The 25230-nt window shown below is 72.4% G+C and carries 25 protein-coding genes; 11 read left to right on the top strand and 14 right to left on the bottom strand.

The genetic code is table 11. The annotated features are described in order from the left end of the window. Positions 1 to 1638 (bottom strand): ricin-type beta-trefoil lectin domain protein (locus tag QEZ54_RS35745; protein ID WP_281309222.1); only part of this gene is annotated, 1638 nt, incomplete at its 3' end. Positions 1639 to 1797: 159 nt separating this feature from the next. Here QEZ54_RS35745 and QEZ54_RS35740 point away from each other — a divergent pair. The 3 genes from QEZ54_RS35740 (at position 1798) to QEZ54_RS35730 (ending at position 4102) form a co-directional block, all read left to right on the top strand. Further along, positions 1798 to 2715: an ABC transporter ATP-binding protein gene (locus QEZ54_RS35740; RefSeq protein ID WP_281309221.1), complete on the top strand. Its 918-nt coding sequence runs from the start codon at positions 1798 to 1800 to the stop codon at positions 2713 to 2715. Continuing rightward, positions 2712 to 3548, top strand: coding sequence for an ABC transporter permease subunit (locus QEZ54_RS35735; RefSeq protein WP_281309220.1), 837 nt, complete (start codon positions 2712 to 2714; stop codon positions 3546 to 3548). Before QEZ54_RS35740 ends, QEZ54_RS35735 begins: the two co-directional genes overlap by 4 nt. A 125-nt stretch (positions 3549 to 3673) precedes the next feature. Then, positions 3674 to 4102: a hypothetical protein gene (locus tag QEZ54_RS35730; protein ID WP_281309219.1), complete on the top strand. Its 429-nt coding sequence runs from the start codon at positions 3674 to 3676 to the stop codon at positions 4100 to 4102. A gap of 19 nt (positions 4103 to 4121) precedes the next feature. On the opposite strand, the gene QEZ54_RS35725 is transcribed toward QEZ54_RS35730, so the two are convergent. From QEZ54_RS35725 to QEZ54_RS35715, 3 genes are read right to left on the bottom strand one after another with little or no spacing between them, the layout of a single operon-like run. Beyond that, positions 4122 to 4541 (bottom strand): hypothetical protein, encoded by a 420-nt coding sequence (locus QEZ54_RS35725; RefSeq protein WP_281309218.1) that lies wholly within the window; start codon positions 4539 to 4541, stop codon positions 4122 to 4124. After that, entirely contained in the window at positions 4538 to 5023 is a 486-nt protein-coding gene (locus QEZ54_RS35720; protein WP_281309217.1) for a DUF6301 family protein, read from the bottom strand. The genes QEZ54_RS35725 and QEZ54_RS35720 overlap by 4 nt, the downstream gene beginning before the upstream one ends. Further along, positions 5020 to 9120 (bottom strand): toxin glutamine deamidase domain-containing protein, encoded by a 4101-nt coding sequence (locus tag QEZ54_RS35715; RefSeq protein ID WP_281309216.1) that lies wholly within the window; start codon positions 9118 to 9120, stop codon positions 5020 to 5022. Before QEZ54_RS35715 ends, QEZ54_RS35720 begins: the two co-directional genes overlap by 4 nt. Positions 9121 to 9265: 145 nt before the next feature. Here QEZ54_RS35715 and QEZ54_RS35710 point away from each other — a divergent pair, with 145 nt between their 5' ends. The 3 genes from QEZ54_RS35710 to QEZ54_RS35700 are packed head-to-tail and all read left to right on the top strand — an operon-like array spanning position 9266 to position 11318. Then, the gene (locus QEZ54_RS35710) at positions 9266 to 10522 is read left to right on the top strand and encodes an SUKH-3 domain-containing protein (protein WP_281309215.1); all 1257 of its coding nucleotides are present in this window, start codon (positions 9266 to 9268) and stop codon (positions 10520 to 10522) included. 3 nt (positions 10523 to 10525) lie between these two features. After that, entirely contained in the window at positions 10526 to 10951 is a 426-nt protein-coding gene (locus QEZ54_RS35705; protein ID WP_281309214.1) for a YbaB/EbfC family nucleoid-associated protein, read from the top strand. After that, positions 10944 to 11318 (top strand): hypothetical protein, encoded by a 375-nt coding sequence (locus tag QEZ54_RS35700; RefSeq protein WP_281309213.1) that lies wholly within the window; start codon positions 10944 to 10946, stop codon positions 11316 to 11318. Before QEZ54_RS35705 ends, QEZ54_RS35700 begins: the two co-directional genes overlap by 8 nt. A gap of 57 nt (positions 11319 to 11375) precedes the next feature. On the opposite strand, the gene QEZ54_RS35695 is transcribed toward QEZ54_RS35700, so the two are convergent. Both QEZ54_RS35695 and QEZ54_RS35690 read right to left on the bottom strand, forming a co-directional pair. After that, complete coding sequence (locus QEZ54_RS35695) at positions 11376 to 11771, bottom strand: hypothetical protein (protein WP_281309212.1); 396 nt, start codon at positions 11769 to 11771, stop codon at positions 11376 to 11378. A 108-nt stretch (positions 11772 to 11879) separates the two neighbouring features. Then, the gene (locus QEZ54_RS35690; RefSeq protein ID WP_281309223.1) at positions 11880 to 12260 is read right to left on the bottom strand and encodes an STAS domain-containing protein; all 381 of its coding nucleotides are present in this window, start codon (positions 12258 to 12260) and stop codon (positions 11880 to 11882) included. A gap of 150 nt (positions 12261 to 12410) precedes the next feature. Between QEZ54_RS35690 and QEZ54_RS35685 the strand changes: the two genes are divergently transcribed. Further along, positions 12411 to 12668: a hypothetical protein gene (locus QEZ54_RS35685; protein ID WP_281309211.1), complete on the top strand. Its 258-nt coding sequence runs from the start codon at positions 12411 to 12413 to the stop codon at positions 12666 to 12668. A gap of 6 nt (positions 12669 to 12674) precedes the next feature. Here QEZ54_RS35685 and QEZ54_RS35680 read toward each other — a convergent pair whose 3' ends face one another. Further along, positions 12675 to 13628 (bottom strand): sensor histidine kinase, encoded by a 954-nt coding sequence (locus QEZ54_RS35680; RefSeq protein ID WP_281309210.1) that lies wholly within the window; start codon positions 13626 to 13628, stop codon positions 12675 to 12677. A gap of 223 nt (positions 13629 to 13851) precedes the next feature. Between QEZ54_RS35680 and QEZ54_RS35675 the strand changes: the two genes are divergently transcribed. Next, positions 13852 to 15039, top strand: coding sequence for an RtcB family protein (locus QEZ54_RS35675; RefSeq protein ID WP_281309209.1), 1188 nt, complete (start codon positions 13852 to 13854; stop codon positions 15037 to 15039). Positions 15040 to 15128: 89 nt separating this feature from the next. Here the strand turns inward: QEZ54_RS35675 and QEZ54_RS35670 are convergent, their stop codons facing one another. After that, the gene (locus QEZ54_RS35670; protein WP_281309208.1) at positions 15129 to 15671 is read right to left on the bottom strand and encodes a GNAT family protein; all 543 of its coding nucleotides are present in this window, start codon (positions 15669 to 15671) and stop codon (positions 15129 to 15131) included. A 188-nt stretch (positions 15672 to 15859) separates the two neighbouring features. On the opposite strand from QEZ54_RS35670, the gene QEZ54_RS35665 reads away from it, so the two are divergent. Further along, positions 15860 to 17197 carry a serine/threonine-protein kinase gene (locus tag QEZ54_RS35665; RefSeq protein WP_281309207.1) on the top strand — a complete coding sequence of 446 codons (1338 nt, stop codon included), beginning with the start codon at positions 15860 to 15862 and terminating at the stop codon, positions 17195 to 17197. A 135-nt stretch (positions 17198 to 17332) separates the two neighbouring features. Here QEZ54_RS35665 and QEZ54_RS35660 read toward each other — a convergent pair whose 3' ends face one another. Beyond that, entirely contained in the window at positions 17333 to 17821 is a 489-nt protein-coding gene (locus tag QEZ54_RS35660) for an SRPBCC family protein (RefSeq protein WP_281309206.1), read from the bottom strand. Between the two features lie 312 nt (positions 17822 to 18133). Between QEZ54_RS35660 and QEZ54_RS35655 the strand changes: the two genes are divergently transcribed. Then, the gene (locus tag QEZ54_RS35655; RefSeq protein ID WP_281309205.1) at positions 18134 to 19939 is read left to right on the top strand and encodes a discoidin domain-containing protein; all 1806 of its coding nucleotides are present in this window, start codon (positions 18134 to 18136) and stop codon (positions 19937 to 19939) included. 47 nt (positions 19940 to 19986) lie between these two features. Here QEZ54_RS35655 and QEZ54_RS35650 read toward each other — a convergent pair whose 3' ends face one another. Both QEZ54_RS35650 and QEZ54_RS35645 read right to left on the bottom strand, forming a co-directional pair. Next, positions 19987 to 21270, bottom strand: coding sequence for an ArsB/NhaD family transporter (locus QEZ54_RS35650; RefSeq protein WP_281309204.1), 1284 nt, complete (start codon positions 21268 to 21270; stop codon positions 19987 to 19989). Next, positions 21267 to 21710 (bottom strand): CBS domain-containing protein, encoded by a 444-nt coding sequence (locus QEZ54_RS35645; protein ID WP_281309203.1) that lies wholly within the window; start codon positions 21708 to 21710, stop codon positions 21267 to 21269. The genes QEZ54_RS35650 and QEZ54_RS35645 overlap by 4 nt, the downstream gene beginning before the upstream one ends. A gap of 252 nt (positions 21711 to 21962) precedes the next feature. Between QEZ54_RS35645 and QEZ54_RS35640 the strand changes: the two genes are divergently transcribed. Beyond that, positions 21963 to 22985, top strand: a complete 1023-nt coding sequence (locus QEZ54_RS35640) for an alcohol dehydrogenase catalytic domain-containing protein (RefSeq protein ID WP_281309202.1) — start codon at positions 21963 to 21965, stop codon at positions 22983 to 22985. Positions 22986 to 23028: 43 nt separating this feature from the next. On the opposite strand, the gene QEZ54_RS35635 is transcribed toward QEZ54_RS35640, so the two are convergent. From QEZ54_RS35635 to QEZ54_RS35625, 3 genes are all read right to left on the bottom strand, one after another. After that, positions 23029 to 24174: a SigE family RNA polymerase sigma factor gene (locus tag QEZ54_RS35635; protein ID WP_281309201.1), complete on the bottom strand. Its 1146-nt coding sequence runs from the start codon at positions 24172 to 24174 to the stop codon at positions 23029 to 23031. A gap of 78 nt (positions 24175 to 24252) precedes the next feature. Continuing rightward, a complete protein-coding gene (locus tag QEZ54_RS35630) occupies positions 24253 to 24633 on the bottom strand; it encodes a barstar family protein (RefSeq protein WP_281309200.1) in 381 nt (126 codons plus the stop codon). A 12-nt stretch (positions 24634 to 24645) separates the two neighbouring features. Continuing rightward, positions 24646 to 25068 carry a ribonuclease domain-containing protein gene (locus QEZ54_RS35625; RefSeq protein ID WP_281309199.1) on the bottom strand — a complete coding sequence of 141 codons (423 nt, stop codon included), beginning with the start codon at positions 25066 to 25068 and terminating at the stop codon, positions 24646 to 24648. Positions 25069 to 25230 lie beyond the last annotated feature (162 nt).

Raw genomic sequence — 25230 nt, 5'->3', positions numbered from 1 at the left:
CCAGTTCTGGTTGGACTGGACCGGGCTGCCGCAGGTCCAGAGGATCATCTGGGTGCCGTTGGCGGTGCCCCAGCCGTCGGCGTCCAGGCACTTGCCCGACGCCGGGTTCACGATGTTGCCGTTGGCGTTGACCGTCCACTTCTGCGCGCCGTTGCCCAGGCACGTCCACAGCTGCACGATCGCGCCGTTGGTGGTGGACCCGCCCGCCGCGTCCAGGCACTTGCCCGAGTTCGGGTTCACAAGCGACCCGTTGGACTCCACGCGCCACTTCTGCGCCGGGTTGCCGAGGCAGTCCCACAGCTGCACCTTGGTGCCGTCGGCGGTACGCCCACCCGACACGTCCAGGCACCGGTTGGATCCGACACCGCGGATGGTGCGCTCCGGGTTGACCGTGCCGGAGCCGTTGACCCAGCGGCCGTTGCCGATCTCGGCGATGAAGCGGCTCTTGATCGTCGCGTCGGCCTGCACCCGCGAGTCGCCCCAGTAGCCGTTGGCGCAGCCCGGCTGGCCCGCCGGGGCGCCGTTGCACTGCCACTGCGTCTGGGCGTCCCAGTTGGTGTTGATGTAGGCGACGGCCCGGATCACGTCGGCGTTCGCGGCGATGTAGCCGAAGAAGTCGGCGTACCAGATGTTCCAGATGCTGTCGCCGGTGGTCGGCTGCGGGTTCTTGGCGAAGATGCAGCTGGAGGTCTTGGCGCCGGTGGTGAAGCCCTGCGGCGACGCCTCGGCGATCATGACCGGCTTGCTGTGCGAGCGGGCGAACGACAGCACCCGGTCCTGCAGCGCCCGCGGCGAGGTCGACGGGGCCTTGCAACTCCACTGCACCTGGTTGTACGTCGCGCCGTAGAAGGCCGACATGGCCACCCAGTCGACGTACGCGTCACCCGGGTACCACACGTCGAAGTGGTTGGCGGCGGTGACGATGTAGTTGTACTCGGGGTTGTTCGGGCTCTCGTTGATCGGCCACGCGGCCGACTGCCACACGGTGGCGACCTTCGTCGCGCCGAGGGCGTCGATCCGTCCCTTGATGTACTGGAACGCGGCCTTGTAGAAGTCGGCGTTGTAGCAGTTCCACGGGCCGTCGTACTCGTAGCCGATGCGCAGGAACACCTCGCGGCCGGTGCCCTTGAGCCAGTTCACCATCTCGTCGACCTTGGCCCGGTACGACGTGATCAGGTTCGGGTTGCCGGCGGTCACGTCGGCGTCGTTGCGGCCCATGATGGCGCGCAGCGGCTGGTTGCCGCAGCCGCTGGTGGCGTCGGACAGGTACAGGCCCACCGCCAGCGCGGCACCCGGGTACTGGCTGAGCGTCGCCGGGAAGTCGACCGTGCCCGAGCCGTAGTCGACCGGGCCGTAGAAGCCGGCCAGCGGTCCGGGCGAACCGCCGAGCAGCAGGTTCGTGTACAGCGTGACGCCGCCGGGCCGGGGCACCGAGGCGTTCGGGTCGAGCACGTCGCGCTTGTAGTCGGCCAGGGTGCTGGAGTCCTGGCCCATGAACATACGGATCTTGCCGTTGGCGGGCAGGTTGCGCCCGCTGACCGCCGCCTGCGCGGACGGCGCGGCGAGCAGCGTCAGTGCGGCGGTCGTGGCGACCGCCAGGGCCGCGCTCAGTACGCGGCCGGTGAGGGAACGGGACATCACATCTCCGGAAGTCGAGAGTGGAGCGGCGTCGAGTGCACGCACGCTAGCTCTGTTGCGAAGACGTAGTCCCGACTTTTCGAGAATGTTTCGAACGTCGACCCCTTTATCAGGGAAATCCCCGATGGCGGAGTTGACGGGCACCAGCACACTGGCCCGATGGGCAATGAGATCACCGACGGTGAGATCGTCGTCTCCGGCTTGACCAAGCACTACAAGCAGGTCAAAGCGGTTGACGGACTCTCTTTCACCGTCAAACCCGGTCGCGTGACCGGCTTCCTCGGGCCTAACGGCGCGGGCAAGACAACTACTCTGCGTATGCTGCTGAACCTGGTCGCGCCCACCGCGGGCACGGCGACGATCGGCGGCGTACGCTACGCCGACCTGGCCGACCCGCTGCGCGCCGTGGGCGCCGTGCTCGAGGCGTCCAGCGCGCACAAGGGCCGCACCGGCCGCAACCACCTGCGCGTCGTCTGCGCCTCGGCCGGTCTGCCGGACTCGCGCGCCGACGAGGCGCTCGAACTGGTCGGCCTGGCCTCGGCGGCCAAGCGCAAGTTCAAAGGCTATTCGCTGGGTATGAAGCAGCGCCTGGGCATCGCCGCCGCCATGGTCGGCGACCCGAAGGTGCTCATCCTGGACGAACCGGCCAACGGCCTGGACCCCGAGGGCATCCGCTGGATGCGCGACCTGCTGCAGAAGCTCGCGGGCGAGGGGCGCACCGTGCTGGTCTCCAGCCACCTGCTGTCGGAGATGGAGCTGCTGGCCGACGACATCGTCATCATCGCCGCCGGCAGGCTGATCGCCCAGGGGACCGTCGAGCAGGTGATCGGCCAGGCAGGCAGCGTGGGTACGGTGCGCGTACGCACGCCGCACCCCGACACCCTGCTCGGCGCCCTCGACGGCGTCACCGCCACCCCCGGCGAGGACGGAGCCCTGGTGCTGACCGGCGTCACCGCCGAGCAGGTCGGCGACGCCGCGCTGCGGGCCGGGGTGGCCCTGCACGAACTGGTCACTGAACGCCCCGACCTGGAGCGGGTCTTCCTCGACCTCACGGCGGGCAAGGAGGGAATCCGGTGAGGCTCATCCGCAGCGAGTTCCTGAAGATCCGCACCACCAACGTGTGGTGGCTGTTCTCCATCGGCGCGCTGGGCCTGCTCCTGGTGGCCTTCGCGCTGAACGCGTTCCAGATGCACTTCGTGATGGACTCGCCGAGCGAGATGACCTCGGGCGGAGACCCCGAGGTCGCCGCGCAGCTGTCGGCGATGACCGCACCCGTCGCGCTCACCTCGTACATGGTCACCTCAGGCCAGTACTTCGGGATGATGTTCGTGATGCTCATCGGCATCATCACGGTGACCAACGAGTTCTACCACCAGACCGCGACCACGACGTTCCTGGCCACCCCGCACCGCAGCACGGTGGTCCTGGCCAAGGCCGCCGTCGGCGGCCTGTTCGGCATCGTGCTGTGGCTGGTGACCACCGCGATCACCATCCCGGCCACGGTCGTGTACCTCAACGCCGAGGGCATCACCCCGGCCCTGGGCGACGGGGCGGTCATCCGGGCGATCCTGCTCAACGGCCTGGCGTACGCGCTGTGGGCGCTGATCGGCATCGGCATCGGCGTGCTCATCCGCAGCCAGATCGGCGCCACCATCAGCGCGATGGTCGTCTACACGGTCGGCACCTTCGCCGTGTCGATCATCGTCAGCGTGCTGCACAACCTGCTGCACTGGGACTGGATCGACAACATCCAGTGGGCCATGCCGTCCCTGGCGTCGACCCTGATGACCAGCGGCACCGACGTGCCGGGGCAGCCGCACTACTGGGTGGGCGCGCTGGTGCTGCTCGCCTGGGCCCTCGTCACCGGCCTCATCGGCACCATCCTGACGCGTACCCGCGACGTGTCCTGAGCACCCGGTCGGGGGCCGCCGCGGTCGGCGCGGCCCCCGACCGCCCCCTGCCCCGACGGGCACCCGGGCGCGCCTGCACTGCGGTAGCCTCCCGCTCGCACCTTTCTGCGACAGACGAGGAACCCATGACCGAGCAGCCCCACGACCACGCGCCCGATCGCCCGCGCTGGCTGAGCTCGCCGCGCAACAAGCTCAAGCTGGTCGCCATCCTCGGCGGGCTGACCAGCGGCCAGGCGCTGCTGCTCAACGCCGTGTCCAGGACGCAGCTGCTGAACGAGGTCACCCTGGCGCGCACCGTCGCGACCGCCGCCGCGTCGCTGGCGATCTGGCTGCTGGCGCGCGCCACCAAGCCCGCACCCGGGCTGCGTCTGCTCGCGCTGGTGCTGCTCGGGCTCGTCACCGTGCTCGGCATCGTCGGCCCCTGGCTGACCGCCTCGATCGGACCGGTGCTGGCGCTGTTCGGCGCGGCCTTCAGCGTCCTGATCTCCGTGTTCGTCTACCGCACCATCGAGGCGCACCGGCACGAACTCGAACACGGGATCCAGCCTCACTGACCGGTACCGGGACGGCGGCTCAGCCGGCGATGGCGAGTCGCAGTGGCAGCGGCTCGGTGGGGCCGTCGTGCCAGGCCTCGATCGTCAGCTGGGACGGCTCGGTCACGCCGATGCCGTCGCGCAGCGCGGCGACCAGACGGGCGGTCAGGGCGTCGTACTGTGCCGAGGGGGCGGGCCAGGGCAGGTCGCACCACCAGTTCGGCTCCAGCTGCTCCTGCGGGGGCTGCCAGCCCCAGGCCGCCAGCGACGCCTGCTGGGCCTGGTCCAGCTGCTCGTCGGCAGGCAGGAACACGTTGCCGACCACCTCGGCCCGCAGCAGGCGGGGCAGCTGCTGGAACTGCACGATCCGGTGGCCGTGCCGCAGCAGCACCGTGTCCCCGGCCGCCAGCGCGGCCAGGTCCTGACGCAGGCGCGCGGCGAAGTCGTCCCAGCCGGTCACGCCAGCGCCGCCGTCGGGTCGGAGACGGCGAACTGCGGCTCGGCCCAGTTGCCCGACACCGTCCAGGAGCTGCGGGTGATGGTCAGCACGCCGTTGGGCAGCCGCCAGCGCTGCGCGGGAGCGGCGCCGGGCAGGGACTCGTCGGCCGGGCCCAGCACGGCGGTGGCGTCGGCGACGACCTGCACGAACGCGTCGTTGAGGTCGGCCAGGGTCTGCTCGGAGCGCTCCGGCGCGCGGGTGCTGAGTTTGATGTCGACGTACTGCACGCTGCCGCGGGCGACCGCGATGGTGTTGCGCAGGCCCGGCACGCCCCACTGCGGCTCCGCCAGGACCGCCCCGTCGGGGATCTGCACCGCGACGCTCCAGTGCAGGTGCGCCAGCAGCGCGGGCAGCTCATCGGCCGACCAGCTCCAGCGCCAGTCCCGCACCGCCGTCAGCACGTCGCGCACGACGGGTGAGGCGATCGGCTGCACGGTCGTCACTGCTGCTCCTGTCCCTGGTAGCCGGCCAAGCGTATCGTGTCGGCCCGCAGCCGGTCCGGGTCGAGGACCGCCTCCTGGATCGTGATCGTGCCGTCGTCCTTGCCCCGCACCACGATGCAGCGGATCTTGCCATCGGCGGCGAGCCGCTGCATCCGCTCGGCCAGCTCCGGGTCGGCGGCCAGCGCCTCGGCGAGTTTGTAGTCGATCTCGAGCACGCCGTGGACGTACTCCGGCGAGGTCTGCTCGCTGTTGATCAGCTCGCCGTCGGGGTCCTCCGGGTTCTCCACCCACCGCGTGCCGAGGCTGGAGCCGACGCCCTTCTCCTCGAGGATGACGATGCCCGCGTCGTTCGCCTCGACCAGGATCCGGTCGAAGTTGTCCGGCCGCCCCTGCTCGTCCACACCCCCGGTCACCAGCGTGCTGCCGGTGAACACGTGCTCGGTCAGGTAGTCGCCCGCCAGCAGGCCCAGTCGCTCGCTGGAGCGCACCAGGTCGACGCCCTGCGCACGGTACTGCGCCATCGCCGTGATGAGCTGCGCGAACTCGACGTCGGACAGCACGCCTTCCATCGTGTCGCGGAAGTTCTGGGTGTTCTGGTTGTCGCCGCCGAAGGTGCTGCGGGTGACGTCGAACCCGGCCGCCGTGATCGCGGGCAGCAGCGGCGTCACCATGGTGTCCCAGGTCGCCCGGCGGTCGGCCTGGATCTGCCGGTTCACCCCGGCCTCGGCGACGATCGCCGCGCCCTCCGGGGTGGCCGGGTCGACGGCCACCGGACGCGGCGCGGGCAGCACCGCACCGGCCAGATCCTCCGGCGGCAGCTTGTTGTCGTCGTACGTGAAGCCGCCGCCGATGTTCTGCAGCTGCCCGAGGCTGGTGCGGCGGGTGCCGACCCGGTCGCCGGGGAAGTGGTCGAAGCCGTCGGTGCCCCGCCTGAGCTCGCGCCGCCGGGTCGGGTCGAAGCGGCCGGTCCCGCTGAGCTCGCCCGCGTCGAAGCGCGGCACGTCGTCGGCGGAGTCGGGCGTCTGGTCGGTCGTGCCCGGGGCCGCCGGCGCGGGCGTACCGGCCGCGGCGAGGTCGGCGGCCCAGTGGCCGGGCGGGGCGTCCGGGATCGGGGTGGCCCGCAGGTCCGGGTCGACGACCACGCCGTCCATCTGCACCACGCCGCTGGTGAACGGCGGGCGGCCCATCCGGGTGCCGCCGTCGTAGTAGCGGATCTCGCCGTCGTGGTTGATGACGTTGACGACGTGGGCGGTGCCGTCCGGGCGGGAGAAGCAGACGATCGCCTGCGCGCCCGGACCGTTCTGGAGCAGCTGCTGCTCCAGCCGGTCGAACCCGGCGGTCAGGGCGTCCGCGGCGTGCTGCGGGTCGCTGTCGGACAGCCCCGTGGCCAGCTGCTGGAACTGCCCGCCCATGAAGTCCTGCACCCGCACGTGCCCGTCCGGCTGCGGCGGCGGGACGCTGCCGTCGGTGGTGGGCGTGCGACCCGCGGCCACCCGCGGCAGGCCCGCGTACGTCGAGGCGAACGACAGCGCCCGGTCGACGCAGGCCGTGGCCCGGGTCGGGTCGGCGCTGGGCGGCACCGGGTCGAACGTGCCGGCCCAGCCGGTCTCCGGGTCGGTGTGCGCGGCGAACGAGCCGTCGGCGTTGCGGGGCAGCGACGCCTCAAGGTCGCGCTGCTGAGCGGCGGTCGGCATGGTATGGCCGTCGGGGTCGCCGTAGTTGCGGCTGTCCTCGACCGCGGGCGGCGGGCCGCCGGTGGGCTGCGCCGCCGGGTCGAGGCCACCCGGCGCCGGGGTGGTGCGATCGTTGGCGGCCTGCAGCGCGTCGCTGAGGATCTGGCGGCTCCGGCGTACGTCGTCGCCGATGTCCGCGTCGTCGCCGGTGCGCCGGTCGGCGTACAGGGACTGCACGGAGGTCTCGGCGCGGACCCGCACCCGGGCCAGGTCGACCAGCTGCCCGCCGAGGTGGTGCGGGCTGAGCGCATCGCGGTGCGTGGCCACCCACTGCATCGCCGCCGTGATCTTCGCCGCACGCTGGAGCCGGGCCGCGTCGTGATCGGACAGCTGGCCAGACGTCGACGAGTCCGCCGCCGAGGTATCGGCCGCCGCCTGTCCATCCCGGCTCGGTCCGCCGCCCGGAGCCTGCGGACCCGTGCCCTGGCCAGGAGCGGCGCCCTGCGGGCGAGCGTCACCGGCCGCCGGACCACCCTGCGCGGGTGAGGTGGCCGGGCCGCCCGGCGTTCCAGGCGCGGGGCTCGGCGTCGCGGTGGACCCACTGCTCGGTGCGGCTCCGCCCGGCTGCCCGGGGACGTTCGGCGAGCTGCCACCCGATTGGACGCTCGTCCCCGAACCACCGGTGCTGACGTTGGCGTTCGTGCTGGCGTTCGTGCTCGTCCCGGTATTCGTGCTGGTGCTGGGGTTCGTGCTGGTGCTGGTGCTGGAATTCGTGTTCGTGCTGGCGCTGGGGGTCGTGTTCGTGCTGGTGCTGGCGTTCGTACCCGTGTTCGTGCTGGTGCCGACACCGGTGCCTGGGGTCGTGCTGACGTTCGCACCGGTGCTGACATTCGAACCCATGGAGGTGGAGGCGAGGCCGGTCGGGCTGGAGCCTGTGCTCGCGGCGAGGCCGCCTGTGGTGCTCACGGCCGGTCCGGCCAGTGAGGTCGGGCGGGCACCGGTGGGCTGGCCGGACTGGGCGCCGCTGGTCCCGGGCGCGGGGGCGGCGGACTGCTGGCCGGTCGACGCCTGGCTCAGGCCGGGGCCGCCTGCGGCCTGCCCGCCTGCCGCCTGCTGGGCCGCCGCCTGCTGCGCGGCCGCGTTCTGCTGCAGCGCGGCCTGCTGGGCGACCTGCTGTGACGGCGGGGTCGCGTTGGCGACGGAGGTGGTGTCGACCCGCACTCCGGCGGCGGTGGCGTCGACGCTGACGGCGGGCGGCGCGGCGGTGCCGCTCAGCGACGGGCCGAAACTGGGATCGCTGTAGCCGCCGGTGTTCGTATGGCCGCCGGAGCCCTGGTCGCCGCCGGTGCCGGTGCTCGTCGTCGTGACCGGATTGCCAGCTGACGTGGTGGTGGAGACCGGGCTCGCGGTGCTCACGTCCACCGACAGCGGCTGGTTGGCGCCGTTGACCAGATTGTTCAGATTCTGGACCTGGGTGTTGATGCTGTCGGTCAGCCCGTCGAGGTGGTTGGTGCCCTGCCCGAGCACGCTGGAGCGGCCACCGGAGGCGGCTGCCATGCCGACGTCGTCCCAGCCGGGCACGTTCCCGGTGGCGAGGTTGCCCGCGACGTCTCCAGCCACCTCACCGGCGATGTCGTTGCGCAGCGTACGGGCGAAGCCCTGGCCGGGGCCGAGGGACAGGCCGACGCCCGCCGCGGCGAAACCGCCCGCGAAACCGGCCACCCCCGACATGCCGATCTGCATGACGTCGAGGCCGTCGCGGTGGCCGTCGGCGATCTGCGCCCCCTGGATGGCGGTCTCGGTGACCAGCTCCTCCAGGGCCTCCTTGGCACCCTCTTTGACCATCTTCTTGAGCGCGGCCTTGGTGAGCTCCTTCATGCCCTTCTCGGCCAGCTTCTTCAGCAGCTTCTTGAGGATCTCCTTGATCGTCAGCTGGGTCGCGACCTGCACCGCCGGGATGCCCGCCGACGCGGCGCCGAAGGTGCAGAACGCCGCCACGATCAGGGCGATGACCTCGATGACGAACAGGACCAGCTCGATGTAGAACTCGATCTTCGCGGCCTGGATGTCCTGCCCGGCGGCCTGGACCACCTGCCCCATCACGTCGAGGACCATTATGAGCTGCGGCAGCGCGGCCTCGTCGGTGGCGCCGAGCTTGTCCCAGCTCAGCTTGATCGCCTCGCCGAGCTGCGTCTGGGTGCCGCCGGTGGCGTAGACGGCGCTGGTCACCTGCGCGGCGGCGTCGCGCAGCGGCGCGTCGGCCAGGTCCGCGGCCCGGAACCACTCGTCCGCCAGGTCCCAGATGGTCTTCTCGTTGCCGTCGGGCCAGTCGGCGCCGATGACCCACTCCAGCAGCGGCCGCACCTCGCTCGGCACGTGCAGCAGCTCCAACGGGTTCGGGATCGGCGACGGCAGAAAGGACATCGTCCTCCCTCCTCACCGGACACCAGCACCCCGACCCGAACCTGCAAGCTACCGCAAAGCCCGCCACCCCGCCTCCCCGCCTGGGCGTGGGCTGCGCGAGGTGCGGAGTGCGGCGGGGGAAGGGTCTTCGCGGTAGATTCGCGCGGTGAGTGTGTTCAGCCGGCGGGACGCGGAACTGGTCGCGGCGGGACTGGCCCGGTCGTACAGCGACCCGGCGGGCCGCCCGTGGCGCGGCTGGGTGCAGGAGTTCCCGGACGCGTTCGTCGTCTGGACCACTCCGGCCGACGGCCAGCCGCCGGTGCCGGGCAGCGGCGCGAAGACCCTCTACGAGCGCGCGTCCGGCGCGGAGGCCGTGTTCGGCTCGATCGGCGCCGAGCAGGCGCACGAGCAGTGGCGGCGGCAGGACTCCCCCGCCGCGCGCCGGGCCGTGGACGCGGTGGCGCGCCTGGGCCGCGCGAGCGGCCGGGACAACGCGTTCACCAGCAGTGTCGTGCTGCAGACGGCCGACGGCGCGGTGCACGCGGCGGTCGGCAGCAAGGTCGACCGCGCCCCGTCCCACCACCGGCTCGTCGCGGCCTGGCTGGCGGCGCAGCCCGCCGGAATGGCCGTACGCGGCCAGGACCGGCACGCCGAACTCATCGTCCTGTCCGACTGGCTGCTGCGCACCGACGCCGGGCGCGGCGCGGCGGGCCTGCCCGGCCTGACCTTCGAGCAGGCGCGCCTCGGCCTGGCCGGGGCGCGGGTGCGGCTGCGGCAGGTGCGCGACGGTGCGGTCGACGAGTCGGACCTGGCCACGCCGTGCGCCGGGTGCCTGCGCGCCTGGGTCGAGTTCGGACTGCTGGAGTCGGACCTGCTGCGGCTGACCGACCCGCTCACCCCCGATCCGCGCCTGGAGCTGGCGGGCACCCGGTTCCCGGGCCTGGTGTCGGCGGCGCTGCACGGCGGCGGCTGGGGCGCCTTCCCCGACGCCGCGCAGCGGCTGGACCTGGCCGAGGCCGTGGTCGACCAGATCGCCGAGCAGACCGGGCTGGCCCCGCTGGCCGCCGCCCGGCAGGTGTTCGCCGAGTTCGGGCCCTCGCTGGCGGTGCCGGTGCGCGGCCGCGGCGTCAAGGAGTGGATCACTCCGTACCAGGTGGGGCATCCGGGGTTGACCGGGGTCGGCACGGTGCTGGCGGATCTGGGCCACCGGCTCGGCCGGGCGGTGTTCCCGATCGGACACGATGACGGCGGCGCGGTGTTCGCCGTCGACCAGACGGGCCGCTTCTTCGCCGCCGACCAGGGCGGCGAGTGGTGCTACGGCGAGGGTTTCGACGTCGCCGTCACCGCGCTGACGCTGGGGCAGGCGCCCCGGCGGGTGCGCGAGGACGGCACGCTGGAACTGATCGGACTGGAAGGAATCTGAGCGGTGCGTTTCGCTGACCGGCACGCCAACGACGACCTCATGGCCCGCTTCGACGAGGTGTACGACCGCTACACCAGGCTGCGCGGCGGCCTGGGCACCCTGCAGGCGCGGATGAAGGAGCTGCACGGCACCGCCGCGACCCGCGACCGCCTGGTCCAGGTGAAGGTCGGCCCGCAGGGCCAGCTGGTGGAGCTGGTCATCCACGACGACGCCTACCGCCGCTACCCCGCCCGCGAGCTGGGTACGGTGATCACCGGGCTGACGCAGACCGCGGCGGCCCAGGCGGCCGAGCAGCTGCAGCAGCTGCTCGGCGAGTTCATGCCGCCGGACACCGGCGCGGCCGAGTTCGTGCGCACCGGCGACTTCGGGTCGCTGCTGCGCCGCGCCGACGCGGCCGCCGAGCAGGCCGCGGAGGAGCACAGTGGCTGACGAGCGCAAGATCTACGTCGACACCGCCGGTGCGGTGCGGGCGGGCAAGGAGATCGCGGAAGCGGGCAAGGACCTCGCCGACCTGCACCGCGACATCGGCCGCCTGATCCAGTCGCTGTCGGCCGGACCGCCGTGGAGCATGGACAAGCTCGGCAAGGTGGTCGAGAAGGGCGACGGCGGCGAGAACAAGGGCTACCGCGTCAACGAGGCGGAGGTGCTCAAGGCCTGGGAGCAGGTCGCCAAGGCCGTCGAGGCGCTGGGCGTCAACGTGCAGAACGCGATCGCGAACGTGGTCGGCGCCGACGTCAAGAGCGACGCCACCATCCAGTCGGTACGCCAGCCCGGCCCCAACGTCCGCCGCATCTGACGACACGGCACGGGCGGACCCGGCGGGCCCGCCCGTGCGCTGACGTACGCCACCCGGTCAGCGGACGGCGACCCGCTCCTCCTCGGCCAGCTCGGCCTCGGCGGCGGCCCGGTCAGCCTCGACCGTGCGCTTGGCGGCCAGCTCCGACTGGATGTCGTCGTGGCGGCGCTGCAGGTCGCGCATCTCCGCGCGCTGCGACTGCAGCTCCCGGCGGGCGGCCATGCGGCGCCGGGCCCGCCGGCCCGCCCCGCCGAACATCATCATCAGCCCGACCAGGACCAGCGCCCCGGCCGCGGCTCCGACCACGAACACCTGACCGACGGTCGGATCAGCGTGGTAGCCGAACAGCTCGACCGTCCCCGCCGGGGCGGTGAACAGGCCGTCGTTGTTGAGGAAGGCCGCGAGGGCGAGCCCGCCCAGGCCGAGGACCAGCAGCAATCCCAGCAGAATCATCGTTTCGCCTCCTGCCCAGTGGCAGCGGTCGTGGGTGTCGGGGGTGTTACCGGCGACCGGATACCCACCCCCGCCGCCCGCAAACCCCGCCCGCCGCAGCCGACCGGTTCAGCTCGCGTTCGGGTCGCCGCACAGGTGGGCGTAGACCCCGGCGACCTGGAGCACCCGCTGGACCATGCCGTCGGTGTTGACCAGCCGCATCCTGCTGCCGACCGTGTCGGCCAGCTTGCGCACCCGTACGAACACGTGGATCGCCGAGGAGTCGATGAAGCCGACCCCGCCCAGATCGACCAGCACCTGGCGGCCGGGGTGCGCGGTGATCTCCGCCGACAGCCACTCCTGCAGTTCGGGCGCGGAGGCGAAGTCGATCTCTCCGGCGAGCAGGGCGGTCACGGTGTCCCCGGCCACGCGGAGTTCGTGACGGAGCGGGGGCACGGCGGCAGTCACGCTGGCCTTTGTAGCACGCCGGACCGTGTCCCTGTCGCGCATTGGCCTCCGGCCACGGCGGCGGTTTTCCGCCGACTCGGAGCCGACCGCGCTGACCTGCCCGGATGCCGCGACGGAACGGAGTGCGCGCCGTGAAGCGATGTTCGTCGTTGGCATGGCGAGGGCGTACGCGACGCGGAGGGCAGGCGCGAGGTGGCGGCAGGGCTGGCGCTGGTGGTGGTGGCGATCGCGGCGGTGATCGGGATGTTCGTCGGTTCGCGGTGGCGGACCGGGCCGGGCGGCGCCGCACCGCCGCGGGGTGGCCGCCGCGCGGTCGAGGCGGGGGTACGGGTGCTGCGCACCGGTGTCAGGCGGGTACGCCGGCGTACCCTGCGCGTGCCCCGCCTGTGGCGTCCCCGGCGCTGGCAGCGGCGTACGCTGCGCCCGGGCAACCGCAACACCTCGGCGTGACCGGCCTCAGCCGGGCAGCTCGCCGACGACCAGCCGCAGCGTGAACCGGCCGCCTTCGCGCTCCTGCGACACGTAGCTGCACACCTGGTACGCCAGCCACAGCCCCAGCCCGCCGACGTCGGCTCCGGTCGGCACGAGCCCGACGCACGGGTCCTGCGGCCCGTACCCGTCGTCGCTCACCGTCACCACCAGCCGCCGCGGGGCGGCCCACAGCTGGACGCCCACCCGCCCGCTGCCGTGGACCATCGCGTTGGTGACCGCCTCCGAGGAGGCCAGCAGCATCGCGTCGACGTCGTCGGCGGACAGGTCGGTCCGCGCCGCCAGCTTCACGACGGCCGCCCTGGTCTCGGCCAGCGTCGGGTCGGCCAGCGCGGCATGCGGCGCTTCGACCTCGATCGGGTCGCGCCACACCGCCGGCTGGCGCCGCAGGAACTCCTCGGGCTGCTCGTACGCGCCGTTGGCGCGCGGCCCGTCGGCGGTGGCCACATGCGGGTGGGTGCGCAGCACGTGGTCGAGCACCCCCGGCGGGGTGACCCGGGTGTCGTACGGGCACAGCCCCCACACCGGCCAGGCGTCGTAGGCCCGGTTGACCACCGCCTCGTAGCGGGCCCACCACTCCCACGGCACCCCGACGCCGGGATGCGGCACGTCCCCGGCCACCCGGATCTGCCGCGCCCCCGCGGCGACCCGCTCGTCGAACAGCTCGCCGTAGCGGCGGATCGCCGGAGCGGGCTTGGCGTACTGCTGGTCGCCGTCGACGTACAGCAGGTCGCGGGCGGTGCCCAGGGCGGCGCGGACCAGCTCCTGGCGATGATCGGCGAACGCCACGATGACCGGCTCCCCCGCCGCCAGGCCGTCGGCCAGGAACGGCACCACCAGTTCGAGGAACTGCTCGTCCGACTGGTAGAAGGCGGTCTCGTGGTAGAAGCCGTGGTGGCCTGCGGCGGCGCCGGTCCTCATGACGCGGTCTTCCGGGGCCGGGGCTCTTCGCGCATCCGGGCACCCCTCGCCGAAAACTGCCGACGGTGCCTCCGCACCGCGCGGGCGAGAACCAAACGTAGCACGTTGTTCACAAGCGGGCCCAGTTCCTTTCCACGCAGGTGAGCGGGGCGATGAATATCGGGTCGCGCCCGGGGTGGCGATCGAGCACACTTCCACCTCGGCACGACCGACGGGGGAGACCATGCCTTTCGAGACGATCACCGATACCAGCGCGCCGCTGCGGCTGTGGGCCGACCCGGCCACCATCGACGAGCGCGCGCTCACCCAGCTGCGCAACGTCGCCGACCTGAGGTGGACGCACGCCGTGGCCGTGATGCCCGACGTCCACGTCGGCATCGGCGCGACCGTCGGCTCGGTCATCGCCATGCGCGGCGCGGTGTCGCCCGCCGCGGTCGGCGTCGACATCGGCTGCGGCATGACCGCCCAGCTCACCTCGCTGCGCGCCGACCAGCTGCCCGACGACCTGTCGAAGCTGCGCGCCGACATCGAGAAGGCGATCCCGGTCGGGCAGGGCGCCCACAAGCACTCCGTCGACGTGAACCACCTCGACACCGGCCTGCGCGGCTGGCACCAGTTCTGGACCGGCTTCGACGACCTGACCGCCCAGCACGTGCTGCACCGCAAGGGCCGCGTCATGCAGCAGCTCGGCACGCTCGGCGGCGGCAACCACTTCATCGAGGTGTGCCTGGACACCGAGAACCGGGTGTGGCTGATGCTGCACTCCGGCTCCCGCAGCATCGGCAACGACCTGGCGCAGTACCACATCGCCAAGGCCAAGGACCTGCCGCACAACGCCGACCTGCCCGACCCGGACCTGGCCGTCTTCGTCACCGGCGAGCCGACCATGGACGCCTACCGGCGCGACCTGTTCTGGGCCCAGGACTACGCCAGGCGCAACCGCGCGGTGATGATGGCGCTGCTGCGCGGCGTGATCGCCAAGCACGTACGCAAGGTGAGCTTCGAGCCGGAGATCTCCTGCCACCACAACTACGTGGCCGAGGAGGTGCACGGCGGCACCGAGGTGCTGGTCACCCGCAAGGGCGCGATCCGGGCGGGCTCCGGCGAGCTGGGCATCATCCCCGGCTCGATGGGCGCGTCCTCGTTCATCGTGCGCGGGCTCGGCTCCGACGCGGCGCTGCGGTCGGCCTCGCACGGCGCCGGTCGCAGGATGAGCCGCATGCAGGCGCGGCGCCAGTTCAACGCCCGCGACCTGGTCGAGCAGACCAAGGGCGTGGAGTGCCGCAAGGACGGCGGGGTGGTGGACGAGATCCCGGCCGCGTACAAGGACATCGACCAGGTCATGGCGCAGCAGTCGGACCTGGTCACCGTCGAGGCGCGGCTCAAGCAGATCATCTGCGTCAAGGGCTGACCGCCTCCGGCGCCTTTAATCGACGCTGGCCTATCCAGTGGAAGGTTCCTCGACATCCGTCCACTGGATAGGCCAGCGTCAATAGGCGATCACGGCCGCGAATGCGGCTGCCATTCCTCCACGAGCAGCCCCAGCATCACCTCGTCCAGCCACTCGCCCATCACCCACGCCGACGCGCGCAGCACGCCCTCGCGGACGAAGCCGTTGCGCTCGGCCGAGCGCAGCATCGCGGTGTTGTCGGCCAGCGTGTCGATCTGCAGCCGGTGCAGGCCGCGCACCACGAACCCGTAGTGGCACAGCACCCCGACCACGTCCGTGCCGTACCCCTTGCCCCGGGCGGCGGGCAGCAATCCCATCCCGATGTGCGCGAGCCGGTGGTGGGTGTCGATGCCCCACAGCGCCGCCATGCCGACCAGGGCGCCGCTGCCCAGCTCGACCACGGAGAACGGGACGCGCCCCGGCGCCAGGTCGTCGGGCACGAGCCGCGGATCCTTCGAGCCGGGCGTGATCGGCCGCCACGGACTGCCCTCGGCCCGCGCGGAGCCGGCCACGTCGTCGAAGAGCTCGGCGTGCAGGATCGGCATGTCCTCTTCGCGCCGGGCCCTGAGCCCGACCTTACTGCCTCTCAGCATGCAGGCTTCCTATCCGACCCGGGCTGAGCGGCGCAAACCGTTTACCGCCACTCAGCGCAGGTGCGCTGGCACAAGCGCCGCGGACGGCGAAAGCGTCACACGAATGTGCCGTTTTCCACAGATCGCGGCGTTTTCGTGGCGGGCGGCCGTCCCTTGGGTAGGCGACCGTGGATGGGGAGGGAAGGCGCATGACCACAGTGCTCGACCAGCGCTACGAACTGCTGGAGCAGATCGGCCAGGGCGGTATGGCCACCGTCTGGCGCGGCTTGGACCTGCGCCTGCGGCGACCGGTCGCGATCAAGGCGCTCGGCGCCGCCATGCTGCAGGACCCCGACATGCGGCAGCGGTTCTGGCGCGAGGCGCAGACCATCGCCGCCCTGGCCCACCCCGCCATCGTCGCCGTGTACGACGTCTCCGTCGACCGCGACCGCGCGTACGTCGTGATGGAGCTCGTCGACGGCCCTTCGGTGGCGCGCCTGCTGGACGACGGCCCGCTGCCGGTCGCCCAGGCCCTCGATCTGGCCGCCCAGACCTGCGCCGCCCTGGCCGCCGCGCACGCCCTCGGGGCGGTGCACCGCGACATCACGCCCGGCAACCTGCTGCTGGCGGAGTCGGGTGCGCTGAAGGTGTGCGACTTCGGCATCGCCGCCTGGGAACAGGACGCCTACCCTGCCCTGGCCGCCGGCACCCCCGGCTACATCGCGCCCGAGCAGACCCGGGGCGGCCCCGTCGACGCCCGCACCGACCTGTACGGCCTCGGCTGCGTCCTGTACGCGATGGTCACCGGCGCCGCCCCCGGGCTCGTCGTCGTCCCACCCGACCCGGCACCGCCCGCCGTGGCCGACCTGATCTCCCGCCTGACCGCACCCGACCCCGCCGACCGGCCGGCCAGCGCGCACGACGTCGCCGCCGAACTGGACCGGCTGCGCACCGCCGCGTCCGGCCCGGCGCACGTGGTCGCGGCGCCCGCCACCACCCAGGTGATGACCGCCCAGCCGCCCGCGGGACGGGCCCGGGTGCCGGTCCCCGGCCCGCCGACCGCCCTGGACCTGCCCGCAGCGGTGCCGGGGCCCCGGGGCGGCAACCGCTGGCTGCGCCCCGTACTGGTGGCGTGCGGGCTGGTCACAGCGGTGACCGCGGTGATGCTGGGGCTGCTCCTGCTGCAGACGGCCGGGCAGCGGGCGGGCGTGCCGTTCGCCGGGGCCACCTCGGGCGCAGCCTCGCCGGTGGCAGCCTCGCCGGTGGCGGCCAGTCGCCCCGACGCGCTGCTGCGGTCGCTGGCGCAGGAGGTGGACCGGCTGGCCGACTCGGGTGCGCTCGACGACCGCGCGGTGCGCGACCTGCGCAAGAAGCTGTCCGATCTCGACAAGCGGCTGCGCAAGGGCGAGGGTCGCGAGCAGGCCCAGGACTTCATCGACCGCCTGCAGGACCTGCGCCGCGACGACCGGCTGCCGGCCCAGGGCTACGACCGCCTGGCCGAACTCGCCGGAGCCTTGGTGGCCGCCCTGCCCCGAGACGACGACTGACCAGCCCTGCGGCTTCCACCCGCACCGGCCCGACAACCACAAACCTGAACACATCCGCCACGAGATCGCCGTTTCCGGGCGAAGTGTCGGCCAACGGCCCGCGATCCGACCTCCAATGCCGATCTTGCACCAAGATCACGGGTTGGCGGGCGTACCGACGGCGGCCAGCACCGCCGGGTCCTGGCAGCCGCGGGCGAAGCCCTCGATGCGGCGGCGGATGTCGCGGCCCAGCAGCCACACCCCGATGCGGTCGGCGATCGGGCGCAGCAGCGCCGGCCGGGTGCGGAAGTTGTAGCGCCACGTGGCGACGGTGTGGCCGGGCTGCTCGGCTGGGGCGAACCGCCAGCCGCCGCCCATCATCTCGAAGAACCAGGGGCCGCGCACCATGTGCATGCCGACGTTGGTGGGCGGGTTGTACGAGACGTACTCGCTGACCATGGTCAGTCCGTGCCGGGAGCGGGTGAACGTGCGCACGCCCTTGGCCGGACGGGCGGCTCCGTCGAGCAGGTGCTGCTCCCGTACGAACGGATCCCAGCGGTAGCGGACCGCCCCGGTCGTCTGCGAGACGGCGAACGCGACGTCCGGGGTGACAGGCACGACCGCGACGGCCTGAACGACTGGCATACCACCCATCCTGCCCTATCCACGCCATTGCCATATATCGATCATCTTCGTTGCCGAAACGTGTCCCGCGGATTTGCCGGCGACAATGCTGTCCGCGGCAACAAATACCCTGGCCAGGTCGCACGCACGTCCCGACGCGACCGTCGAGTGACGAGCGACCGCGCGAACTGTGGCACGCGGATCGTATTGACAGACGTGCACGACGGGTCGAATCTTGCCAGAGAGCGCTCTCTGCTAGATCATTCCGCGCCCGCCGCGACGCGGCCTCCCGGCCGGCCGTGCCGCACCGTCCCGCACGACAGGGAGACCTCCATGCCCACCGCTCTCCGACCATCCGCCCGGCGACGGCCGGCGTACCTGCTCGCGGTGCTCGCCGCGACCACGGTGCTGCTGGCCGCGTACATCTTCGCCCTGGCCACCGGCAGCGCCCGCGCCGCCGACCCGCTCATCTCGCAGGGCAAGCCCGCCACCGCCTCGTCCACCGAGAACGCCGCCTCCCCGGCCTCGGCCGCGGTGGACGGCAACACCGGCACCCGCTGGTCCAGCGCCTTCGCCGACCCGCAGTGGATCCAGGTCGACCTCGGCGCCGCCGCGACCATCAGCCAGGTGGTCCTCAACTGGGAGGCCGCCTCGGCAAAATCGTTCCAGATCCAGGTCGCGGGCTCGGCGACCGGCCCCTGGACGAACGTCTACAGCACCACCACCGGCGCGGGCGGCATCCAGACGCTGACCGTCAGCGGGAGCGGCCGCTACGTCCGCGTCAACGGCACCGTCCGCAACACCGCCTACGGCTACTCGCTGTGGGAGTTCCAGGTGTTCGGCACCTTCCCCAGCGGCGGCGGCTGCACCACCGCCAACGCCGCACAGGGCCGGCCCGCCACCGCCTCCTCGGCCGAGAACGCCACGTTCGCGGCGTCGGCGGCCTTCGACGGCAACACCGGCACCCGCTGGTCCAGCCTGTTCGCCGACCCGCAGTGGATCCAGGTCGACCTGGGCACCGCCCAGCCGATCTGCCAGGTCGTGCTCACCTGGGAGGCGGCCTCGGCCAAGTCGTTCCAGCTGCAGGTCTCCAACGCGGCGACCGGCCCGTGGACGAACGTCTACTCGACCACCACCGGCACCGGCGGCACCCAGACCCTCGACGTCAACGGCAACGGCCGCTACGTACGGATGAACGGCACCGTGCGCAACACCGCCTACGGCTACTCGCTGTTCGAGTTCGCGGTGCGCCTGGGCGCCGGGGCGAGCAGCCCCAGCCCGAGCCCGCAGCCGAGCACCTCGCCCTCGCCCACCGACCCGAACAACTTCTGGGGCGACACCAGCAGCATCCCGGCCGCGCAGAACGTGGTCATGCTGAAGATCCTCAACCGGACCAACGGCAGGTACCCCGACAGCCAGGTCTTCTGGAGCTACAACGGCACCGCCCACTCCATCGCCGAGCAGCCGTACTTCGACATGCCCGTCAACACCGCGGGCCGGATGTACTTCTACCTCGGCTCCCCCAACAGCCTGTACTACGACTTCATCGAGTTCACGGTCGGGCCGTCGGTGTTCAACGGCAACACCACCCGGGTCGACGCCTTCGGGCTGAAGCTGGCGATGCGGCTGCACGCCAAGGACGGCTACGACGCGGCCGTGGGCGAGGACTACGCCACGTTCGCCGAGGACCGGGCGGTGACCTTCCAGAAGTTCATCAACGAGGTCCCGGCCGAGTTCGACCACCTGGCCACGGTGCAGGCGCCGTACCGGATCATCACGCCGGGCAGCGACGCCGCGTTCCGCACCGGCGGCCAGTACGCCAACTACCTGAGCAGCTACGCGGCGTCGGTCGGGGTCACCGCGACCACCTCCGACATCACCGGCTGCGCGGGCGTCCTGGCGGGCAACCCGAACATGTGCGCGGCGCTCAACCGGCACGTGGCGCACCTGCCGCAGTCGCAGTGGAGCACCGTGAGCAACTTCTACCAGGCCGCCCCGGCCAACTACTACGCCAAGTTCTGGCACGACCACGCCATCAACAGGCTCGCGTACGGCTTCCCGTACGACGACGTCACCGAGCAGTCCTCGTTCATCTCCCACGGCAACCCGCAGTACCTGCTGATCGCCGTCGGCTGGTGATCTACAAGGGCCGCTCCCCCGCGTGCGGAGGGAGCGGCCCTCCCCCGTCAGAAGAAACGCCAGTAGAGGTACGGCACGCAGACGGCCACCGTGATCGCGGTGACGATCAGGCCGTACCGGGTGAACTGCCAGAACGTGATCGGGCGGTGGGCCCGCTCGGCGATGCCCAGCATCACCACGTTGGCCGAGGCGCCGATCGCGGTCGCGTTGCCGCCCAGGTCGGCGCCGAGCAGCAGCGCCCACCAGAGCACGTGGTGCCCCTCGCCGCCGCTGTGCACCAGGTCGGCCACGATCGGGCTCATCGTCGCGACGTACGGAATGTTGTCGATCACCGCGGACAGCCCCGCCGACGCCCACAGCAGCAGCATCGTCGTGCCCCACAGCCGCCCCTCGGTCGCCTCGGTCGCCGCGTGCGACAGCCGGTCGATGACCCCGGTCTCGACCAACGAGCCGACCATGACGAACAGGCCGACGAAGAACAGCAGCGTGTGCCACTCGACGTCCTTGGCCACCTCGTCGGGGTCCAGGCGCGAGGCGGCGAGCAGCACCAGCCCGCCCACGATCGCTACGATAGCCGGATCCAGGTGCAGGACGGGATGCAGCACGAACCCGGCCAGCACCGCCGCCAGCACCACCAGGCTGACCGCCAGCAGGCGCGGGTTGCGGATCGCGTCGCGCTCGCGCATCGCCAGCACCGCCGCGGCCTTCTCCGCGTTCGGGCGCAGCGCGGCGCGGAACAGCCACCGGCACAGCGCCAGGAACACCACCAGGATGATCGCGACGATCGGCGCCATCACCGACAGGAAGTCGTTGAAGCCCAGCCCCGACTTGCTCGCCACGATGATGTTGGGCGGGTCCCCGATCAGCGTCGCCGCGCCGCCGATGTTGGACGCCATCACCTCGGCGATCAGGAACGGGGCGGCGGGCAGCCCCAGCCGGTCGCAGACGAACAGGGTCACCGGGGCGATCAGCAGCACGGTGGTCACGTTGTCCAGCCCGGCCGACGCCACCGCCGTGATGAGCACGAGCAGGACCAGCACCGGGTACGGCCGCCCGCGCGCCCGCTTCACCGACCAGATCGCCAGGTACTCGAACAGGCCGGTGCGGCGCAGCACGCCGACGATCAGCATCATGCCGATGAGCAGCACGATGACGTTCCAGTCCACGCCGGACTCGGGCGAGAAGAACGCCGTGTGCGCGTCGGTGGCGCCGATCAGCGCCATCGCCACCGCCCCGCCCAGCGCCGCGGCGACCCGGTGCACCCACTCGGTCGCGATCAGCACGTACGCCGTGACGAACACCGCCACGGCCAGCCACGCCTGGACCGTCATACCGGCATCACCCGGTCCAGCAGATTGTGCAGCGTCACCGCGCCGAGCAGCCGCCCGCGGTCGACCACGGCCACCAGCGGGCTGCGGGTGCGGGCCATCAGCGCGGCCAGTTCCAGCGCGGTCGCCGACGGGTCGACCACCGGCAGCTCGTGCGGCTGCGGGGGCAGGCACTCGCGCACCGACAGGTCGCCGAGCTCGCGCATGAACACGTCGGCGGCGGCCTCGTCGACGAGGTGGGCCAGCGTCGGGTCCTCCTGGCAGTAGCTCGGCACCGCCAGCCGCAGCACCTGGGTGCCGGGCAGCACCGCGAACGGCGCCCCGGACGCGTCCACCACGATGAGTCCGGGCAGGTCGGCGTCGGCGAGCATGCGCGCGGCGGCCAGGGCCGGAGTGGACAGCTCGACGGTCGGCCACGGAACGGCCAGATCGGATGCGCGCATGGATGGAGACACCTCTTCCGGTCGACGGCGAATACCGTGCCGACCAGACTTCCCGGCGCTCCGCTGCCCACCCTAGCGGTTGATCTCCCGTCCGCGCCATCCGCCGTCGCCGGGTCGCCGAAACGGACGATCCGCGCAGGCAGGGCGATATATCCGGACGGATGCCGGCCGGGCGCCGCGAGGAGCTGATAGCGGCCGCCGGGCGCCAGATACTGGTCGGGTAGGCGGCCCCACGAGATCGGAAGTGCGCTCATGAAAGCCACGGTGATGTACGGCGCCGGAGACGTCCGGGTCGAGCAGGTGCCCGACCCCGTCCTCCAGGAGCCGACCGACGCGGTCGTCCGCGTCGTACGCACCTGCGTCTGCGGCAGCGACCTGCACCCGTACCACCACCGGTCCGCCGAGGACGGGTCGACGACGATGGGGCACGAGTTCCTCGGCGTGGTGGAGGAGCTCGGTGCGCAGACGACCGGACTGGCCAAGGGCGACCTGGTGGTGGCGTCGTTCGCGTACCAGGACAACACCTGCGACTTCTGCCACGAGGGCGTGCAGACCTCGTGCCGCCACGGCGGCTTCTTCAACACCGCCCAGGCCGAGTACACCCGGGTCCCGCAGGCCTCCGGCACCCTGGTGCAGCTGCCGGTGGCCGAGGACTCGCCGCTGCTGCCCTCGCTGCTCACCCTGGCCGACGTGTACGGCACCGGCTACCACGCCGCCGTCTGCGCCGCGGTCAGCCCGCGCACCACGGTCGCCGTCATCGGCGACGGCGCGGTCGGCCTGCTCGCGGTCCTGTCGGCGCGCCAGCTCGGCGCCGAGCGGATCATCCTGATGGGCCGGCACAAGAACCGCACCGACCTGGGCCGCGAGTTCGGCGCCACCGACGTGGTCGCCGAGCGCGGCGCCGAGGGCATCGCCCACGTCATGGAGCTGACCGGCGGCGACGGCGCGCACGCGGTGCTGGAGGCGGTCGGCTACCGGGAGGCCTACGACCAGGCTGTGGGCGTGGTCCGGGCCGGGGGCATCGTCGCCCGCGTGGGCGTGCCGCAGTACGAGGAGGCGCCTGTCGGCTGGGCCAGCCTGTTCGCCGGCAACGTCACCCTCAACGGCGGCCCGGCGCCGGTGCGCGCCTACATCGAGGAGCTGATGCCCGCGATCCTCGACGGCAGCGCCGACCCCGGCAAGGTCTTCGACAGCACCGTCACCCTGGACGAGGTGCCCGACGGGTACCGCGCCATGGACCGCCGCGAGGCGCTGAAGGTCCTCGTCACGCCGTGACGTGCCGATCGGGCGGCGCCCCGTGACGCCGCCCGACCACCGTTCAGGCTCCGGCGGCGTCGAGCAGTGCCAGGTGATCTCGGTGCGCACGACGTCGAGCGCGGCGGCGGCGCAGCCGCCGGACCAGGGCCACGACCAGCACCACCGGGGTGGACAGGACGATGAGCGGGACCCCGACCACCACCAGCCACCAGAGCGCGTGCCAGCCCGCCGCCGACCAGTCGAAACCGGTGTCGGCGGCGCCTGCCGCCCGGCTAGACCCGAGATAGGCCGTCGCGACGGCCAGCGACGACGTGCCCGGCGGGGTGTCCAGGACGACCACCGGTTCGGCGGCACCGGGATCGAGCCGGATCAGGTCGGCCCGTTCGCGGCCGTACAGGCCGGGGCGGACGGCGTACGCCGAGCCGCCGTGCCAGCCGACGACCTCCATGCCCAGCGCCTCGGGAACGACGGGGAACGAACCAGGCACGGGCTCCCCGGTCGCGGCGTCCAGCAGCTCCACCCGGGCGGCGCAGCGACGCCTCGTCTCGGCGGACACCGGTCCGTGCCCCAGCAGCGACCAGCACTGCTCCTCGGCGTACGTCACCACGGCCAGCCGCCCCTCCGGGGTGAAGGCACCCGAGCCGGAGACTTGCGAGCGCGGCAGGGCGGCGCGCCACAGCAGCGTGGCATCACCGACCCCGTCGAGGTCCGGCAGCGTCCGGTCCCGCTGGTATACCGCCGTCTCGCCGGACCCCGACGCCAGCGCGACCCGATCGCCGTCGGCCGACAGGGCCGTGCCGATGCCGACGCCCATGATCTCGGCGGCCTGGGCCTCGGTGCGGTCCTCGTAGAAGCGGAGTACCAGTACCGCCCGCTGGCGCGGGGTGAGCCGGTGCAGGGCGGCGGCCACGACCAGCCTGGTGTCGGGGTCGCTGCTGGCGCCGTGCTCGGGCGGTGAGGCGGTGAGCAGCTCCGGCGGCCGGGCCCGCAGCCGCCGCCAGCGCGACACCGACTGGTGGTGCAGCGCGCGCCGCACGTAGGCGTCGGGGTCGTCGAGCGACTTCCAGCGGACCACCACCCGGGCCAGCGCGGCCTGCACGAGGTCCTCGGCGTCGTGCGCGTCGCCGCCCGTGAGCAGGAACGCGGTCCTGGTCAGGGCGGGCAGCCGCGCCCGCACGTACGCCTCGAACGAGTAGTCATCGCCCACCTGGTCCTCCCACGCCTCACTAGACGGACGCGGCCACCGGTTCGGAGGGAGGCGTGGCGGATCTTTTCCGGACGTCCGTCAGCTCGGCGCGGCCGCGTACAACCGGTCCAGCAGCGGAGCGTGCGGCGGCGACGCGTACAGGATCAGGGTCACGGCCGGGGCGCTCGCGGCGAGCACCGACCCGATGTCCAGCAGTACGGGCAGGTGGTGCGGCTCGGCGGCCAGCAGGTGCCCGGCCCGCCCGACCGCCACCACCGGGTCGGCCCGGACCGCGTCGCGCAGGCAGTCGGCGAAGGCGTCCCAGTTGCGGCCGAAGTGCGGCGGGAAGTCCAGCGCGCGGGCGAACTCGGCGAACAGGCCCGCCCGGGTACGGCAGGCCTGTCCGTCGACGGTCCGGTCGCCGGTCGGCGCGGGCTCGGCACGCAGGTCCAGCCAGCGCGGCAGGGCGGGCGTCGGCACGGCGACCTCGGCTCAGAGCCGGTAGAAGTCGGTGTAGTGGTTGGGCGAGAACCAGGTCACGCCGGTGCTGCGGTTGACGACGATGCGGTACGCGTCGCGGGCGGCGCCCCGGGTGCGCGGGTACACGTCGTACTCGTAGTAGGTGGCGCCCGACGGGAGCTGGCCCTCGCGGTTGTAGAACTGGCCGCCGGTGTAGTTGTAGAGGCCCCCGCTCCACGAGTACCAGCCCGCGGTGGTCGGGAAGCCCTTGGCCGACCAGCCGGAGCGGGCGGTGCGCGCGTCGGCGCAGCGGGAGATCGTGCACGAGCTGTAGACGGCGGCCGAGGCGGGCTCGCTGGTCGCGGGGACGACCAGGGCGGTGAGCAGCATGGCCAGGACGAGGGCGGCGCGCAGCGGCCAGGACAGGCGGGCCGGGGTGCGCAGGGCGAGGGTCATGGGGGTACCTCCGCAGCGGGTTGGCGATCAGCCGCCATCGTCCCGCGACCCGCCCCACCAATGGAAGTTCATGAATGTAAATTGGCACCGAACCGCGCGCGAACTCTGCCCCTCGCCCTCGCGGCATGGTGCAGTTTCGGGGAAAGTGCAGGAAAGAGGGCT

Origin of the sequence: Catellatospora sp. KI3, assembly GCF_029948125.1 — a bacterium.
Taxonomy (GTDB): domain Bacteria; phylum Actinomycetota; class Actinomycetes; order Mycobacteriales; family Micromonosporaceae; genus Catellatospora.
The sequence above is the reverse complement of the archived record's forward strand: the minus strand, read 5'-3'. Positions and strand labels throughout refer to the sequence as shown.